General features: G+C 60.7%; 12 protein-coding genes and 1 pseudogene. 10 read left to right on the forward strand and 3 right to left on the reverse strand.

The genetic code is table 11. The features are described 5' to 3' along the window. Nucleotides 1-74: 74 nt before the first annotated feature. Nucleotides 75-1,391 carry an L-fuconate dehydratase gene (locus JFU47_RS00420; protein WP_201180161.1) on the reverse strand — a complete coding sequence of 439 codons (1,317 nt, stop codon included), beginning with the start codon at nt 1,389-1,391 and terminating at the stop codon, nt 75-77. Nucleotides 1,392-1,492: 101 nt separating this feature from the next. Here JFU47_RS00420 and JFU47_RS00425 point away from each other — a divergent pair, with 101 nt between their 5' ends. The 8 genes from JFU47_RS00425 to JFU47_RS00460 all read left to right on the forward strand — a co-directional run bounded on the left by JFU47_RS00425 (nt 1,493) and on the right by JFU47_RS00460 (nt 11,300). After that, complete coding sequence (locus JFU47_RS00425) at nt 1,493-2,440, forward strand: LysR family transcriptional regulator (RefSeq protein ID WP_201180162.1); 948 nt, start codon at nt 1,493-1,495, stop codon at nt 2,438-2,440. Nucleotides 2,441-2,511: 71 nt separating this feature from the next. Continuing rightward, nucleotides 2,512-3,474, forward strand: coding sequence for a LysR family transcriptional regulator (locus tag JFU47_RS00430; protein WP_201180163.1), 963 nt, complete (start codon nt 2,512-2,514; stop codon nt 3,472-3,474). Between the two features lie 164 nt (nt 3,475-3,638). Then, nucleotides 3,639-5,186: a UxaA family hydrolase gene (locus tag JFU47_RS00435; RefSeq protein ID WP_201180164.1), complete on the forward strand. Its 1,548-nt coding sequence runs from the start codon at nt 3,639-3,641 to the stop codon at nt 5,184-5,186. A gap of 36 nt (nt 5,187-5,222) precedes the next feature. Next, nucleotides 5,223-6,803, forward strand: a complete 1,581-nt coding sequence (locus tag JFU47_RS00440; RefSeq protein WP_201180165.1) for an aldehyde dehydrogenase (NADP(+)) — start codon at nt 5,223-5,225, stop codon at nt 6,801-6,803. Between the two features lie 16 nt (nt 6,804-6,819). Further along, nucleotides 6,820-7,878, forward strand: a complete 1,059-nt coding sequence (locus JFU47_RS00445) for an Ldh family oxidoreductase (protein ID WP_201180166.1) — start codon at nt 6,820-6,822, stop codon at nt 7,876-7,878. Nucleotides 7,879-7,904: 26 nt separating this feature from the next. Beyond that, nucleotides 7,905-9,122, forward strand: a complete 1,218-nt coding sequence (locus JFU47_RS00450) for a fumarylacetoacetate hydrolase family protein (RefSeq protein ID WP_201180167.1) — start codon at nt 7,905-7,907, stop codon at nt 9,120-9,122. Nucleotides 9,123-9,215: 93 nt separating this feature from the next. Continuing rightward, the gene (locus JFU47_RS00455) at nt 9,216-10,532 is read left to right on the forward strand and encodes an MFS transporter (RefSeq protein WP_140893135.1); all 1,317 of its coding nucleotides are present in this window, start codon (nt 9,216-9,218) and stop codon (nt 10,530-10,532) included. A gap of 477 nt (nt 10,533-11,009) precedes the next feature. Beyond that, entirely contained in the window at nt 11,010-11,300 is a 291-nt protein-coding gene (locus tag JFU47_RS00460; protein WP_446739624.1) for a bestrophin-like domain, read from the forward strand. A gap of 50 nt (nt 11,301-11,350) precedes the next feature. Here JFU47_RS00460 and JFU47_RS00465 read toward each other — a convergent pair whose 3' ends face one another. Next, nucleotides 11,351-11,587: a hypothetical protein gene (locus tag JFU47_RS00465; protein ID WP_140683896.1), complete on the reverse strand. Its 237-nt coding sequence runs from the start codon at nt 11,585-11,587 to the stop codon at nt 11,351-11,353. A gap of 257 nt (nt 11,588-11,844) precedes the next feature. Here JFU47_RS00465 and JFU47_RS00470 point away from each other — a divergent pair, with 257 nt between their 5' ends. After that, on the forward strand, nt 11,845-12,186 hold the full coding sequence (locus JFU47_RS00470) for a hypothetical protein (RefSeq protein WP_123366010.1): 342 nt from the start codon (nt 11,845-11,847) through the stop codon (nt 12,184-12,186). 263 nt (nt 12,187-12,449) lie between these two features. Further along, nucleotides 12,450-15,352: pseudogene (locus JFU47_RS00475) on the forward strand (sensor domain-containing phosphodiesterase). 15 nt (nt 15,353-15,367) lie between these two features. Here the strand turns inward: JFU47_RS00475 and proP are convergent. Continuing rightward, on the reverse strand, nt 15,368-16,870 hold the full coding sequence (proP, locus tag JFU47_RS00480; protein ID WP_201180168.1) for a glycine betaine/L-proline transporter ProP: 1,503 nt from the start codon (nt 16,868-16,870) through the stop codon (nt 15,368-15,370). Between the last annotated feature and the right edge of the window lie 101 nt (nt 16,871-16,971).

A 16,971-nucleotide genomic window follows, 5' to 3' on the forward strand; every position in this document is an offset into this window, starting at 1 on the left:
TCGACCGACGCCTGATACAGGGTGCGCGACGAACCGGACATCGAGGTCATGATCGCCAGCAAGGTGCGTGGCGATCAGGTATGGGCAATATCGATCCACACTTGTCCGTTGGGGTACTGATAACGCTCCAGGGTTTCAGCGGTCATTTCGATGCTATAGCCCGGGCGCAGGGGAGGGATGTAGCGGCCGCGGCGGATCACAACGGGATCAAGGAAATGCTCGTGCAAGTGGTCGACGTATTCGAGTACACGGTTGTGCAGCGAGGCCGAGACGGCGATGTAGTCGAACAGGGCGATGTTCTGCACATACTCGCATAAACCGACACCACCACCATGGGGGCAGACCGGCACGTCGAACTTGGCGGCCATCAGCAGCACGATCAACACCTCATTGAGACCACCCAAGCGGGCCGCGTCCAGCTGGCAGAAGTCCAGTGCGCCGGCCTGGAACATCTGCTTGAACATCACCCGGTTGTGGCAGTGCTCACCGGTCGCGACGCCGATCGGTGCGATGCGCTGGCGGATGCTTGCATGGCCGAGTATGTCGTCGGGGCTGGTCGGCTCTTCGATCCACAGGGGTTCGAAAGCCGCCAGGCGGCGCATATTGGCGACCGACTCATCGACGCCCCAGACCTGGTTGGCGTCCATCATCAGGCTGCGTTCCCAGCCGATTTCTTCGCGCAGAATAGTGGCGCGGCGGATGTCCTCTTCCAAATCGGCGCCGATTTTTTGCTTGATGTGGGTCCAGCCATCCTCGACCGCTGCTCGGGCCAGTTGGCGCATTTTTTCTTCACTGTAGCCAAGCCAGCCCGGTGCGGTGGTGTAGCCGGGGTAGCCTTCGCGCAGCATCTGCGCCTCGCGCTGGGCTTTGCCCGACGCCTGGCGACGCAGCAGGGCGATGGCTTCTTCGGGTGTGAGCACGTCGGTGACGTAGCTGAAGTCCAGGCAGCGCACCAGTTGTTCCGGCGTCATGTCGGCCAACAGCTTCCACACGGGCTTGCCTTCGTGTTTGGCCCATAGGTCCCAGACGGCGTTGACGATGGCAGCAGTGGCCAGGTGGATAACGCCCTTTTCCGGGCCCAGCCAGCGCAGTTGGCTGTCGCCCATTGTGATGTTGTGCCAGAAGGCACCCATGTCGGCAATGATCTCTTCCAGGGTCCAGCCGACCACCATCGGTGCCAGGGACTGCACGGCCGCCACACAGATTTCGTTGCCACGGCCGATGGTGAACGTCAGGCCGTGGCCTTCAACGCCGGTAGGGGCATCGGTGTGCAGCACGACGTAGGATGCGGAGTAATCCGGTGCGCTATTCATCGCATCGGATCCGTCCAGCGACAGGGAAGTGGGGAACCGGATGTCGCGAACGCTCAGGTGAGTAATTCGAATGCTCATGATGGATTTTTGTTCTTGGTGACCTTAGGAAGACTCGACTGTAGGTCGCTGAGCGATACATGCATAATCACGGTTTCCTAAGTATGTATACCGGATTTGATATGTATGAAAATCCAGAAGTCCCCACGCTCACGCCACGTAACCTCGGCACCCTGAAAATTTCCAGCCGGCAGATCACCTTGCTCAATGCCCTGGGTGAATTCGGCAACCTGCGCCGGGCGGCCACGGCGATGCACACCACGCAACCGGCCGCCAGCTTGCTGTTGCAGCAACTCGAAGAGCGCCTCGGCGTGCGCCTTTTCGAACGCTTGCCGCGCGGTATGCAGCCGACCCTTTATGGCGAGGTGATGATCCGCTACGCCCAAGGCGCGGTGCATGAGTTCGAGCATGCCCAGGCGCAGATTGCGGAACTGGCGCGCGGGGCCACGGGACTGGTGCGCGTCGGCAGCGTGATGGGGCCGGTGCCCAGTCTGCTGACCAACGCTGTGCTGGCGTACAAACGCGATCACCCCAAGGTGCGGATTTCCATAGAAGTCGGTACCAGCGATACCTTGCTGCCTGCGTTGCTGCGCGGCGATTTCGATGTGGTGTTGGGGCGCTTGCCGGACCAGAGCGACAGTCAAGACCTGGACATCGAACTGTTCGAAAACGGCGAGCAGATGCGCGTGATTGCCCGGGCGGGTCACCCGTTGGCGGGTTCTTCGCCCTTGCAGTTGGCCGACCTGATCACCTTGACCTGGATTCTGCACCCCATCGGCAGCCCCATGCGCCGCCGAGTGGAAACGGCCCTGCAGGCCGGCGGTTTGGTGCAGTCGCTGGACATTGTTGAGACCGCTTCGATCCTGGCGACCACCGCAATGCTGGAGGCTTCGGACATGATCGCGGTGGTGCCCAATGACGTGGCCGAGCATTATGCGCGCTATGGCATGGTCGCTATCCTGCCGGTCGAGCTGCCGATCTCCATGGCCAACATTGGCCTGCTGACCTTGCGCTCGCGGCCAAGGTCGATGGCGTTGAATACGCTGCTGCAGTATTTGCGGGGGCAATAGCTTTGACGTCGTCTGTTCGGGCGGATGAACTGACAGACACTGCATTCCATCTTTAACGAGGCGCTGACCCGATGCCGTCGGACATTACCCATTCCAGCTTCTGCAATTGGGTGCGTTTCAAGCACCTGGTACTGATCGACACCTTGGCGCGCACGCGCAACATGCACGCCACCGCGATACGGATGAACCTTAGCCAACCAGCCTTGAGCAAGATGCTGCGCGACCTGGAGGAGCAGTTCGGCTTTGCCCTGTTCCAGCGCCTGCCTCGCAGCATGCCGCCCACGGAGCTTGGCGAGTACGTGGTGCGCTATGCACAGGGTGCACTGGCCGATTCACACAAGTTCGTCGACCAGGTCAATCGCCTGCGCAAAGGCGGCCATGGCTTTCTCAAGGTGGGCGGGATTTTCGCGGCAACCTCTGTGGTGCTGCCCGAAGCCATCGTCGCGATCAAGGCGCGCAGCCCTTTGCTGTCGATCGAAGTGGTGGAGCAATCCAGTGATCATTTGCTCGCCATGCTTGAGCAAAACAAGCTCGACCTGATGATTGGCCGCTTTACCGAAGAGCGTTACAGCCAGGTTTTCGACTTCGAGCCCTTGGAACCTGAGCCCTTCAGCCTGGTGGTCAACCGCAGCCATCCGCTGAACGAGCTGGACTGCACACCGCTTGAAGCGCTGGGCCAGTGGCCGTGGGTGCTGTACCCGGTCGGTACGCCGATTCGCGATCGCCTGGAACTGGCCTTCAAGGCCGCGGGCATCGCCTCTCCGGCTGACAGCGTCGAAACCATCTCCATGCAGATGTTCCTGCAATTGCTGCACTCGGGGCCGTTGATCGCCATGCTGCCCAGATCCATGGTGGCGGCGCAGCTGGACAGCGGCCAGTTCAAAGAGCTGCAGACCCCGCTGCGCCTGGCGCCACTGGAGTACGGCATCATCACCCGCAAGGACGAGCCGCTTACCGGTTCTGCCCGGGAGTTCGCCGACATCCTGCTCGATTTCGCGCGCCAACGACGGGAGGAGGAGGGGGCGACTGATTGATTAACGACGGTCAATAAGACAGTTCGATAACGCCAGGTTATCGATTGATCGGATCATCTCATTGGGAATGTTCAGGCAGGGTCCATACAGTTATCGCAGATTCGCCCTTCACAGAAAGGGCGACGCCATAACAAGAAGACTGCCGTACTGCCCTGAGAGGTCCCATGCAACTGATTGCCAGAACCCGGACCAGCGACGCTGCCGTGATCCGCCTCAACCCCCTGGATAACGTTCTGATTGCACGCCAGGCCCTGCCTCAAGGCTTGAGCCTGGAAGCCGAAGCAATCACCGTGCGCCAGCCGATTCCCTCCGGGCACAAAGTCGCTAGCCAACGCGTGGAGCAGGGCCAGCCGCTGCGCCGTTATGGGCAAATCATCGGTTTTGCTTCGCAACCCATCGAAGCCGGCGACCACGTGCATGTGCACAACGTGGAGATGGGCGACTTTGCCCGTGACTACGCCTTCGGCGTCGATGCCCACGCCACGCCAGGCACCGAAGCCGTTTTCCAGGGCATCGTGCGTGCCGATGGCCGCGTCGCGACTCGCAACTACGTCGGCATTCTCACCTCGGTGAACTGCTCGGCGACCGTGGCCCGGGCCGTGGCCGATTACTTTCGCCGGGATATCCACCCCGAGGCGCTGGCTGATTTCCCGAACATCGACGGCGTCGTGGCGCTGACCCACGGCGCCGGGTGCGCAGTGGACCCCAGCGGTGAGGCTTTAGGTTTGTTGCGCCGCACGCTCGGTGGCTACGCCGTTCACCCTAACTTTGCGGCAGTGCTGATCATCGGCCTGGGGTGTGAAACCAACCAGATCGAGAGCCTGCTCGAGACTCAGGGCCTGAAGGCCAGCGACCAGTTGCGCGCCTTCACCATCCAAGGCATAGGCGGCACTTCGAAAACCATCGCCAGTGGCATCGAGCAGATAAAGGCATTGCTGCCAAAGGCTAACCAGGTGCAGCGCGAACCGGTCAGCGCTCGCCACTTGATCGTCGGCCTGCAATGCGGTGGCTCGGACGGGTACTCGGGCATCACCGCAAACCCTGCGCTGGGCAATGCCGTTGACCGCCTGGTGGCGGCGGGTGGCACCGCAATTCTCTCGGAAACCCCGGAAATCTATGGCGCCGAGCACCTGCTGACGCGCCGCGCCGTGAGCCGCGAGGTGGGGGAAAAACTCATCGCGCGCATCCACTGGTGGGAAGACTACTGCCAGCGCATGAACGCCGAACTGAACAACAACCCCTCGGCCGGTAACAAGGCCGGTGGCCTGACCACCATCCTGGAGAAATCCCTCGGTGCGGTGGCCAAGGCCGGTTCCAGCAACCTGGTGGATGTGTATCTGTACGCCGAAGCGGTCCGGGCCAAGGGCCTGGTGTTCATGGACACCCCAGGCTACGACCCGGTCTCGGCCACAGGGCAAGTCGCCGGCGGCGCCAACCTGATTGCCTTCACCACGGGCCGGGGTTCGGCCTACGGCTGCGCGCCGACACCTTCGATCAAGCTGGCGACCAACAACCGGGTATTCGAGCACCAGGAAGAAGACATGGACGTGAACTGCGGCGGCATCGCCGACGGTTCCACCAGCATTGAAGAGCGCGGTGCCTTCATCTTCGAACAGATGCTGCGCATCGCTTCGGGCGAGCGCAGCAAGAGCGAACAACACGGTTATGGGCAGAACGAGTTCGTGCCCTGGCAGATCGGTGCTGTGACCTGATTGACAGCCCTGCAACCTTCACGAGGCGAAAAGTACATGCAAGTTTCCGGATACAACTTTATTGCCGGCCAGCGCAGTGCGCTGGGCGACACCCTGGTCTACAGCGTCGACGCCCACACTGGCGAACGACTGCCAGGCGCTTTCCATCAGGCAACTCTGGCGGAGGTCGATACGGCGGTGGCAGCTGCGAGCGCGGCATTTCCGCTGTTTCGCAATCTGCCCGCGGTACGCCGGGCGGAATTTCTTGAAGCCATCGCCGACGAGCTCGACGGCTTGGGCGAGGATTTCATCGCATTGACCTGCCAGGAAACAGCGCTGCCGAGCGCCCGTATTCAGGGTGAGCGCGGTCGTACCAGTGGCCAGATGCGCCTGTTTGCCCAAGTGCTGCGCCGTGGCGATTTCTATGGTGCACGCATCGACCAGGCTCTGCCGACACGCACCCCCATTGCGCGTCCTGACTTGCGTCAGTACCGCATCGGTGTTGGCCCGGTGGCGGTATTCGGCGCCAGCAACTTTCCCCTGGCGTTCTCCACGGCCGGAGGTGATACCGCCGCAGCCCTGGCGGCCGGTTGTCCGGTGGTATTCAAGGCCCATAGCGGTCACATGGCGACAGCCGAGCGGGTCGCCGAAGCGCTGATCCGTGCCGCCGAGCGCACCGGTATGCCGGCCGGCGTGTTCAACATGATCTTTGGTGCCGGCGTCGGTGAGGCCCTGGTCAAGCATCCGGGCATCCAGGCGGTGGGCTTTACTGGCTCGCTAAAAGGCGGCCGTGCCCTGTGCGACATGGCGGCGGCAAGGCCGCAACCGATCCCGGTGTTTGCCGAGATGTCGAGCATCAATCCGGTGGTGGTCTTGCCACAGGCCCTGGCCAACCGCGGCGGGCAGATGGCAAAGGAACTGACTGCCTCGGTGGTGCAGGGCTGTGGCCAGTTCTGCACCAATCCTGGTCTGGTGCTGGGGATTCGCTCACCGGCGTTTAGTACTTTCATTGAGCGTTTGACCGGGCACATGGCCGAGCAGGCGCCGCAGACCATGCTCAATGCCGGCACCTTGAATAGCTACGGCAAAGGCTTGCAGGCGTTGCTTGCTCACCCGGGCATCAAACACTTGAGCGGCCTCGCGCAAACGGGCAACCAGGCGCAGCCGCAGCTGTTCGAGGCCGATATCAGCCTGTTGCTGGAACAGGATGAACTGCTGCAGGAAGAGGTCTTCGGCCCTTGCACGGTGGTGGTTCAGGCAGCGGATGAAGCACAACTGTTGCGCGCGGTCGAGGCCTTGCGTGGCCAGCTCACGGCCACGCTGCTGGCCGACAACGATGATTTGGCCGCTTTTGGTCACCTGTTCGGTGCGTTGGAAGTGAAGGTCGGCCGAGTGCTGCTCAACGGCTACCCGACCGGTGTCGAGGTGTGCGATGCGATGGTCCATGGCGGCCCGTACCCGGCCACTTCCGATGCCCGCGGCACTTCGGTCGGCACGCTGGCGATCGATCGCTTTCTGCGTCCGGTGTGCTACCAGAACGTGCCCGATGCGTTGCTGCCCGATGCCTTGAAGAACGCCAATCCACTGGGCATACAGCGCCTGGTCGATGGCGAGAACAGCACTGCCGCCTTGAATTGATGACGGAACAGCCAGCATGACTGAAGCCAAACACTACGACGCACAAACGCTGACCACGTTCGTCGAGCAACTGTTCGAAAAAGCCGGGGCTGATGCCGAAGTCGCCCAGGTGGTGACCCGGGTACTGCTCGAAGGTGAATTGCTGGGCCATCGCACTCACGGCCTCAACCTGGTGAGCCGCTATATCGGCGGCATGCTGACAGGGCAGGTCAAGGCCAGTGCCCAGTTGCTCGAGCAGGTCTCGGATAGCGGCATTTCGGCTCTGTTCGATGGCCACTATCTGCTCGGCCCTTATTGTGTCAGCCGCGCCCTGGACTGCGCGGCCAAAGGCGCCACGGAGCAGGGCATAGGTATCGCGGTGGTGCGTCGTGCCTCGCACATCGGTTGCCTGGCCGCTTACCTGAAACCGTTCACTGACCGTGGCCTGGTGGCGATGGTGTATTCCTCGGACCCGTCGGTGGGGCTGGTGTGTGCTCATGGCGGGATCGATCCGATCTACACGCCCAACCCGATTGCCGCTGGCATCCCGACCCGAGGCGAGCCGATCCTGCTGGATGTGAGCATGTCCACCGTAACCCTGGGCCTGATCGGCCAGTGCCGCGATGCCGGCAGCGCACTGCCTCACCCGGTGTTGATGAGCAATGATGGCCGTCTGAGCGACGACCCGACCGACTTCTTCACCACCCCGCCGGGCAGCATCCTGCCCCTGGGCGGTCAGGCCTTTGGCCACAAAGGTTTTGCCCTGGCGATTCTGGTCGAGGCCCTGACCTCGGGATTAGCTGGCCACGGGCGCAAGGATGCCCCGGACCAGTGGGGCGCTTCGGCCACGGCTGTGGTGATTGACCCGCGCTTCTTCGGCGGGCTGGAAGCCTTCACCGACGAAAGTTCGTTCCTGAGCAAGCTGATCCTGGCCAGCCGTCCGGCCGACCCCGAGCGCCCGGTGCGCTTGCCTGGCCAGGCCGGCCTGAAGCTGCGCGAGCAAGCCCTGCGCGAAGGCGTGAGCCTGTCGCAGAAGGTGATCGATGATCTCAACCAATGCGCCGGGCAGTTGCAGCTTCCAGCGCTTTCTCAATGACTGACAACGACAACAAGAGTGCAGACATGACAAACGAATCAAGAGCCCAAGCACCGCTGCAGTTGAGCAACAACGCCGCCGTATTCAATACCGGCAGTTGGGTCGGGCGCGTTTGGCTGCCCAGCCAGGGGCCGGCAGTGGTGCTGGTCAAGGCCGGCGCCGTGCACGATATCAGCGCCCATGTGGCAACCGTCTCGGCCTTGCTTGAAGTGGCTGACCCTGTGGCGTATCTGCGTGCATTACCCTTGACCCAGGCCCTGATCGAGTTGCCTGCGTTGCTGGGCAACAGCGACCCGAGCCTGCGCGACGAAAACTTGCCGTGGCTGCTGGCGCCGATCGACCTGCAAGCCGTTAAGGCTGCTGGCGTGACTTTCGCCGCCAGCCTGCTTGAGCGTGTGGTCGAAGAGCAGGCCAAGGGTGATCCGGCCAAGGCCGATGCGATCCGCGACACCCTGGCCAGCCGCATTGGCGCCGACCTTTCGCAAATCGTCCCAGGCTCGGCCCAGGCCGAAGCCTTGCGCAAGGTACTGGTGGAGCAGGGCTTGTGGTCCCAGTATCTGGAAGTGGGCATCGGCCCGGACGCCGAAATCTTCACCAAGGCCCAGCCAATGTCGGCGGTCGGCCACGGTGCCGACATCGGCATTCACCCCAAGTCGAGCTGGAACAACCCGGAGCCGGAAGTGGTGTTGGCGGTGTCGAGCAACGGTACCGTACAGGGCGCCATGCTTGGCAACGACGTCAACCTGCGCGACTTCGAAGGGCGCAGCGCCTTGCTGTTGGGCAAGGCCAAGGACAACAACGCATCCACCTCCCTGGGTCCCTTGTTGCGCCTGTTCGACGAGACTTTCACCATGGATGACGTGCGTAACGCGCAAGTGGATTTGCGCGTCGAAGGCCAGGACGGTTTCATTCTTGAAGGCCACAGTTCGATGCGCCAGATCAGTCGCGACCCGCTCGACCTGGTCCAGCAAACCCTGAACGAAAATCACCAATATCCCGATGGCCTGGTGCTGTTTCTCGGTACCCTGTTCGCCCCCAAGCAGGACCGCGACCAGCCGGGCAACGGTTTCACCCACAAGCTGGGCGACATGGTGGCCATCAGCAACGCGCAACTGGGCACCTTGAGCAACCGCGTGACCACCAGCGACCAGGCGCCGCAGTGGAATTTCGGCCTGCGCTCGCTGATCGAGAGCCTGAGTCGGCGTGGCCTGCTCGAGGCGGCAGTGACGGCGCGTCAGCCCTGATTTTTTTCGTCATACCCCAAGGATGAGTGTGTCACCGGTTGAAGGAGCACCGGGCATTGAAACCGCTGCAATAACAATAATAAAGGCCATCAGATGAACACACTGAAGAAGTATCAAAGCATCACCGTTGTCTTCCTGCTGTTGATCGGCATCGTCAACTACCTGGACCGTAGTGCGCTGTCGATCGCCAATACCTCGATCCAGAAGGACATGATGATCAGCCCCTCGCAGATGGGCATTCTGTTGTCGGCCTTCTCCATCGCCTATGCCTTTGCGCAGTTGCCAATGGGCCTGATCATCGACCGCCTGGGCAGCAAGATCGCTCTGGGCGCCTCGTTGCTGGCCTGGTCGGTGGCTCAGTCCATGTGCGGCATGGTCAACAGCTTTTCCGGTTTCATGGGCCTACGCGTGCTGCTAGGGATTGGCGAGGCACCGATGTTTCCTTCGGCGGCCAAAGCCCTGTCCGAATGGTTCGATGCCAACGAGCGCGGCACTCCGACCGGGATCGTCTGGTCGTCGACGTGCCTGGGCCCATGCTTGGCGCCTCCCTTGCTGACGCTGTTCATGGTCAACTTCGGCTGGCGCGGAATGTTCGTCATTACCGGCGCGATCGGTATCGTTCTGGCCTTGTGCTGGTTGACCTTCTACAAGAGCAAGGCGCGGTACCTGGCCGAGCTCGCGGCTGAAGGCAAGCCCTTGCCAACCGAGAAAAAGCGCCAAGTGCAAGCGGCCACCTCGCAGGCACCGAAGGTCTCCTACTTTGCCGGCTGGCTCGACCTGTTCAAGCACCGCAGCACCTGGGGTGCGGTCCTGGGCTTTATGGGCGTGATCTACATGCTGTGGCTGCACCTGACCTGGCTGCCCGGTTACTTCGAGCGTGAGCATGGCTTGAACCTGTACAAGACCGCGTGGCTGGTGTCGCTGGCCTATGGTTTCGGCGCGGTGGGCACCATCGTCGCCGGACGCTTCTGCGACCTGCTGGTGCGCCGTGGCATGAGCATCCTGGCCAGCCGAAAATTCGGCGTGATCACGGGCCTGGTGCTGGCTGCGCTCTTCACCCTGCCGCTGTCGTATGTCACGGGTCTTACCGGTTGCATCATCCTGCTGTGCCTGGCGCTGTTCAGCATCAACATGGCCAGCGCCACGGCCTGGATGATCGTCAATACCATCGTCGACAGCCGCCGGGTCGCCTCGTTTGGTTCGATCCAGAACTTCGGCGGCTACATCGCCGGTTCCGTCGCGCCGATCGTCACCGGCTTCAGCATCCAGTACTCGGGTTCGTTCAATACCGCGTTCATGATCAGTGCGGTGGTGGCGCTGTGTTCGGCTCTGGCGTACTTCCTGCTGCTCAACGCACCGATCGGCAATGCCGAGCCTGCACCTGAGCACATCGTTGGTGTGACCGAGTAAGAGCCTTAAGCCATCGGCGGCCGGCGGCACCTGCCCAAGAGGGGCTGACGGTCGCGGTGGTTCAACGTATCCGTTGAGGCAGTCGAGCAGCGTGATCTAACTGCCCCTCGAACGGACTGGAGGAGGGCGATGAAGCAATCGTCGCCCGTCCCCTTGTCGCACTGTGTGAATGCGGAGTGGCCACGATATGGCGCTCCACATCTTGACAGCACAAAGAGCGCAAAACCGGCGATTAAAAAAATGCAGTAACGGCTGGCGAAGGCATCGTTTGATTGACGACAATCGAGATGCTTTAAGTTCGGAGACGGTTAAGTTCATGACTTATTGCCCCACGCTATCTCGAATAGTTTTCGAAGCAGAGTGGAGTATTGCTGCTGGACCGGAAGTTTCCATCGAGGTCAATCACGATAGGCACTAAGTATTAGTCGCAATCGGATTAACCCACTCCCCTGGCAGTGCAGTCACGTACCCCGCGCACTGGAAGTCAGCACTCAGTTGGCGGAAGCCCATTGGATTCTGGTCGAGAGCAATACGGAGGGTCTGCCTACGGCGTTTCTTGTCATCCTGACCTGCTGGCTGGCCTGGCTATTCGCGACGTTCGGTCTTCAGGCGCCGGCAAATCCTACGGTCATAGGGGGCATGCTTGTCTGCGCCTTGTCGATTGCTGCTGCGGTGATTCTGGTGGTCGATATGGCTCATCCTTACATTGGTGTCATCCATGTTTCGGATGTCCCGTCGCGGACTGCGCTTATGCATATCGGTAAGTAGTTTTTTGTGTGATCGAGCGGTGGCCATTTGGATTGAGGTGCGCGCAGAGGCTAAAGCCACGTATTCACCACTCGTCTATCCAGCTCCTCCCAATCCGCCATGCCCAACACCCGTGTGGTGTTCAACCCACGCAAATAGCCACGCAACTGATTGGCGGTGGCCCGTACAAGCTCCGGGTCGGGCGCGTTTTCGCTCAACAGTACGGTTTCGTATTGGGTCAGGTACTCGGCCACCCGGTCTCGGAAATCGGGCAAAACGGCGTCACGGATCAGGTCAAATGTTCTCAAGGATAGATCCTCATCAATCTTTTCTGGTTGTGATTGAGTGTGCATGCGTCTGCACGGCGCGCAACTATCGCTAGAAGTAATAGTGACCATTACGAAACGCAAGTTCTGCTTTGTCGGCAGTAGGCGGAAAATCACCTCCATCGAACACGCGGCTCAAAAAATTTGCGTGATGAAGACATTGACCCGATGGCAATGACGACGTTCGACGCAGTTCCGTTGCTTGTTGAACCGAACCTTTTATTTTCAGGATGAGACCGATGCGCCCTTTATTCGTGCCTGCCATGGCGTTTGCCTCTTTGCTGCTCGCCGGTTGTGCCTCCGCGCCGAACGATCCGACCCTGACCTTGCAGACCAGCAAGACCCCGGCCCAATACGCCGACTGCGTCATACCTAAATTGCAGGGCAGTGCGTTGAACCCGACTGTCTCGCAAACCCAGCGCAGCTACCGGATCGTGGTGCCGAGCAAAGTTTCGGCGGACAACGTGCTGGAAGCCTACAAGGCCGGGAACGGCGGCAAAGTGTTCATCTACGAGCGACATTTGCTGGCCTCGAACTTCCTGCCTTCGAGTTTTGAACGCGCCGCGCAGGATTGCATCTGACCCCGGCCCGTAAACGCTTCTCACAGCGCTCCTTTGGTTGGCCGCAACCAACCAATTTTCGCCCCGCACCGCATTCGGTGGTGGGGCTTTTTTTCGTCGGCGAAGGTAACAAGTAGCGAATAACTCGTTGTTTGCCCCTTAGTTGGCACTATGCGAATAAAACTATTGATAAAAACTCCCATAAGCTTTAAACGGAAAGCTCGCCGGCAAATTGCTAGCAATCAGTAAGTGAGTATCGCCGGTTTTTGGCTCAGGGAGCGCTGATGAGTGTTCGTCCATTGACTGACTCCCCGTGGCAATCGAACGATTGCGACGGGGTCGTCCCTCAACTTAAAGGGATCTCGGATACTGTCGGCATGGCCTGCGCCGGCACCCAGGACACGATTGAGCATTTGCTGGACTCGGCGCGCAACTGGGCCCATACCACCGCGTGGGTGGTTTACCGCGCCGGTGAACAACTGCATTTGGTCGGACAGGGCGACGCCCTGGAGCAGTGGCCGTCAATCGTTGCCAATGATGAGTTTGAAGCCTTTTGCCTGACCCGGCGCTTGCACCGCTGGCCGACCGGTCGAGGCGAATGTGTGCTGGGTTGGTTACTCGCGCCAGTCGATGATGCCGCGGACCCGACGCTCGCCGAGTTTGCCCAGCGCCTGGGCATTGAGGTTCAGACCAATACCTTGGCCCGTGCGCAGATTACTCAGCGTGTGCTGTATGAAATTACCTACCTGGCCAGTTCGACCCGCGACCGCTCAGTGTTTCTGGTGGGGGTCCACCGGCTGCTGGCCAGCCTGATCGACGCCGAGAACTTCTACCTCGCGCTGTATGACCCGCACAGTGGCAAGATTGACTACCCGTATTACGTTGACATCATCGACGTTGATGCCCTGGAGTCCGAGAACTACGAATACCTGGACCGTTCGCACCTGTCGTTGACCGGGCAGGTGTTGACCACTGGCCAGCCGTTGCTGATCGACGCCGCCGGCATTCTCGCGGCCCAGGCTGAGGGGCGTTTCTACTGCGTGGGTGATCGTCCCGAGTTCTGGATGGGCGCACCGTTGAAAAACGCCTCGGATGAGGTGTTCGGCATGCTGGCGATGCAGGTCTACGACGTGTCTCGTACCTACAGCGCTGAAGACCGCGCGCTGTTTCTGGTGGTGGCCCGCCACGTGGCCATGGCGCTGGACCGGATTCTGCACCGAGCGGACCTGGAAGAGACGGTGATGCGTCGCACCCTGGAGCTTTCAGCACTCAACGACGCATTGAGGCAGGAAGTGGCAGACCGGGAACGCGCCGAACATCTGCAGAGTGCGCTGTTCCAGATTGCTGAACTGTCGAGCCAGCCTGGCGACATGGCTGAGTTGTTTCAAACCTTGCATGGCATCGTCGGTGATCTGCTGTTCGCGCAGAACTTCTATATTGCGCTGTTCGACGACGCGACCGGTGAAGTGACTTTTCCGTATTACATCGATGAGCGGCAGACGACCCGCCCGGTGGCACGGCGTGGACGCCGGGGCTTGACCGAGTACGTTATCCGTCAGCGTCGACCTTGCCTGATTGATGCAGGCGAAGCTGACCGATTGTCTGCGCACGGTGAAATCGCAATGGCCCATGAGTCTGTCAAAGCCTATTCCTGGCTGGGCATTCCATTGTTCGATGGCGATGTAGTGCGTGGCGTGCTGGCGGTGCAAAGCTATACCTCGCAGGTGCGCTATACCCTGCGTGACCAGGAATTGCTGACGTTCGTGTCGCGGCACATCGACACCGCGTTGTCGCGACGCACCGCCGCCGAAGCGATCCATGCTGCCAACCTCATGCTGGAAGCCCGGGTGCAGAACCGCACTCGCGAGCTCGATCACGCCAATGCCAAGTTGCAACACGAAAACTCCCATGATGCGCTGACCGGGCTACCGAATCGCACCTACCTGCAACAGCGCCTCAATTTGGCTTGGTCGCAGTTCGGCAGCGCAGGCGGGCACCTGGCGGTGATGTTCATCGACCTCGACCGTTTCAAGATGGTCAACGACAGCCTTGGCCACCATTTTGGTGACCTGCTGTTGAGGCAGGCCGCCCACCGTTTACGCGGTTGTCTGCGCGACACCGACATGCTGGCGCGCCTGGGGGGCGATGAGTTTTCGGTGCTCGCTCCCGAGGCACCGCTGGACGTGGTGATCGACATCGCCGAACGGATCCTGGTGGCGTTTGACCTGCCGTTTGTCATCAATGGCCATCAGGTTTTTTCGTCCTGCAGTATCGGCATTGTCAGCGCCGACAGTCAGTTCCATCACGAGCCAGCCGACTTGTTGCGCGATGCCGATGCGGCGATGTACCGGGTCAAGAGTGCCGGGCGCGACAGCTACGCGGTGTTCAACCAGGAAGTGCGCCGTGAAGTCTCGGACCAGGTCGAGCGTGAAGGTGCCTTGCGCAATGCGCTCAAACGCACTGACGAACTGCTGCCGTATTTCCAGCCGATTGTCAGCGTCGAAACCGGCGAATTGTTGGCCCTTGAAGCGCTGATCCGCTGGCATCAGCCGGGCGGGCGGGTGATCGCGCCGGGGAGTTTTTGCCGGATGTCGAGGGCTTGCGCCTGATCGGTCGACTGGATCTGTACATGCTCACCAGCATTGCAGTGATCCTCGCACAACCCCGGCACGCCAATTGGCCGCCGGTGCACGTCAATTGCTCCAGCTACAGCATGACGCGCCCGGACTTCGCCAGTGATGTGCTCGCACTGTTGGCGCGGCACGGGGTCGCGCCGTCGCGGATCTGCCTGGAGTTGACCGAAGGTGCGCTGGTGGCTGAGCCGGCCATTGCCCGACTGACCATGCAGCAATTGGCCGACAACGGCATGTCGGTGGTGCTCGATGACTTCGGCGCCGGGTTTTCATCCCTGAGCTATGTGCATCAATACCGGTTCAGCGGCTTGAAGATCGACAAGTCGTTCATCCTCGAACTGACCACCAGCCCCCGCAGTCGCGCGATCGTCCGGGCGATTGTGCGGATGGCCGAATCGCTGGACCTGAGTGTGGTGGCCGAAGGTGTCGAGGATGCAGCGACCCTGGACCTGCTGCGCGAAATCGGCGCAGGGCAGGCCCAGGGTTATTATTTTGCCAAGCCGATGGGGTTGGAGGCGTTATTGGCGAGCTCGCTGGTTGGTTGCCAGGGTTGATGACGGATCGCCCCGTCAGTCGATGCGCGGGTGCTGTTGCACCAGAGTTTCGCGCTTGGCCTCCAGCGCGGCGATCTGCGCGTCGATGTCTTCGATCTTCTGTTCAATATTGTCTTCATGCTCCTGCAGCAGTTCCCGCGCTTCCTCAAGGTCGGACGCCGCCGGGGCTGCACCATGCAAGGGCTTGTTGGCGGTTTCTTTCATGGTAATGCCGGTCACCAGGCCCACCACGGCAATCACCATCAGGTAGTACGCCGGCATGTACAGGTTGTTGGTGCTTTCCACCAGCCAGGCCACCAAGGTTGGAGTCAGGCCCGCGATCAGCACCGAGACGTTGAAGGCACTGGCCAGGGCGCTGTAGCGGATGTGGGTGGGGAACATGGCCGGAAGGGTTGAGGCCATCACGCCGATGAAGAAGTTGAGCACCACGGCAATGATCAGCAGGCCCGAAAATATCAGCCCGAGCTTACCGCTGTTGATCAGCATGAAGGCAGGAATGGCCAGGCAGAACAGCGCGATGCTGCCGAAGAGGATAAAGGGCCGGCGGCCAATTTTGTCGCTGATAAAGCCGATCAGTGGCTGTACGAACAACATGCCGACCATGATCGCGATGATGATCAACACACCATGGTTTTCGCTGTAATGCAGGTTGTGCGAGAGGTAGCTCGGCATGTAGGTGAGCAGCATGTAGTAGGTGACGTTGGTGACCGCGACTACGCCAATGCAGGTCATCAGGCTGCGCCAATGCTTGGTCGCCACTTCCTTGAACGACACTTTCGGGCCGCGCGCCAGGCCTTCGCGGTCGCCTTGTTCGAGTTTTTCGACATGTTGCTGGAAGGCCGGGGTCTCTTCAAGCGCGTTACGCAAATAGAGGCCGATCATGCCCAGGGGCAGGGCGAGGAAGAACGGCAGGCGCCAGCCCCACGCCTGGAACTGCTCTTCGCCGATCACGGCGGAAATAAGCACCACCAGGCCTGCGCCGAGTACAAACCCTGCGATTGAGCCGAAGTCCAGCCAGCTCCCGAGAAAGCCGCGCTTGCGGTCCGGGGCATACTCGGCGACGAAGATCGAGGCGCCGGTGTATTCGCCGCCTACCGAAAAGCCCTGGGCCATCTTGGCCAGCAACAGCAGGATAGGGGCCCAGATGCCGATTGAGTCATAGGACGGAATCAGTCCGATGGCGAAGGTGCTCAGGGACATGATCACGATGGTGGCCGCCAGGACTTTCTGCCGGCCATATTTGTCGCCCAATGCGCCGAAGAACAAACCGCCCAGAGGGCGGATCAGGAAGGGCACCGAAAAGGTCGCCAGCGCGGCGATCATCTGCACGCTGGGGGACGCGTCGGGAAAGAACACCTTGCCGAGCACATAGGCGACAAAGCCATAGACGCCGAAGTCGAACCATTCCATGGCATTGCCCAGTGCGGCGGCCGTGATCGCCTTGCGCATCTTGGCGTCGTCGACAATGGTGATGTCGTCCAATCCGATGGGATTGACGGTTTTCTTGCTTGATTTCATGAGAATTACTCTGTCCCTGAACCCTCTCGATGCCATTGATTTAATGGCGCGCGCTGTTTGGTTCAGATACATGAGGACACTGAATAATTCACCACCCTCCG

The sequence above is a fragment of the Pseudomonas sp. TH39(2020) genome (genome assembly GCF_016650715.1).
GTDB classification, from domain to species: Bacteria; Pseudomonadota; Gammaproteobacteria; order Pseudomonadales; family Pseudomonadaceae; genus Aquipseudomonas; species Aquipseudomonas mandelii_C.

Bases quoted from the DNA above. Each gene is read 5' to 3' on its own strand.
- JFU47_RS00420 (WP_201180161.1), bottom strand. From the start codon at position 1,391: ATGAGCATTCGAATTACTCACCTGAGCGTTCGCGACATCCGGTTCCCC.
- JFU47_RS00425 (WP_201180162.1), top strand. From the start codon at position 1,493: ATGTATGAAAATCCAGAAGTCCCCACGCTCACGCCACGTAACCTCGGC.
- JFU47_RS00430 (WP_201180163.1), top strand. From the start codon at position 2,512: ATGCCGTCGGACATTACCCATTCCAGCTTCTGCAATTGGGTGCGTTTC.
- JFU47_RS00435 (WP_201180164.1), top strand. From the start codon at position 3,639: ATGCAACTGATTGCCAGAACCCGGACCAGCGACGCTGCCGTGATCCGC.
- JFU47_RS00440 (WP_201180165.1), top strand. From the start codon at position 5,223: ATGCAAGTTTCCGGATACAACTTTATTGCCGGCCAGCGCAGTGCGCTG.
- JFU47_RS00445 (WP_201180166.1), top strand. From the start codon at position 6,820: ATGACTGAAGCCAAACACTACGACGCACAAACGCTGACCACGTTCGTC.
- JFU47_RS00450 (WP_201180167.1), top strand. From the start codon at position 7,905: ATGACAAACGAATCAAGAGCCCAAGCACCGCTGCAGTTGAGCAACAAC.
- JFU47_RS00455 (WP_140893135.1), top strand. From the start codon at position 9,216: ATGAACACACTGAAGAAGTATCAAAGCATCACCGTTGTCTTCCTGCTG.
- JFU47_RS00470 (WP_123366010.1), top strand. From the start codon at position 11,845: ATGCGCCCTTTATTCGTGCCTGCCATGGCGTTTGCCTCTTTGCTGCTC.
- proP (WP_201180168.1), bottom strand. From the start codon at position 16,870: ATGAAATCAAGCAAGAAAACCGTCAATCCCATCGGATTGGACGACATC.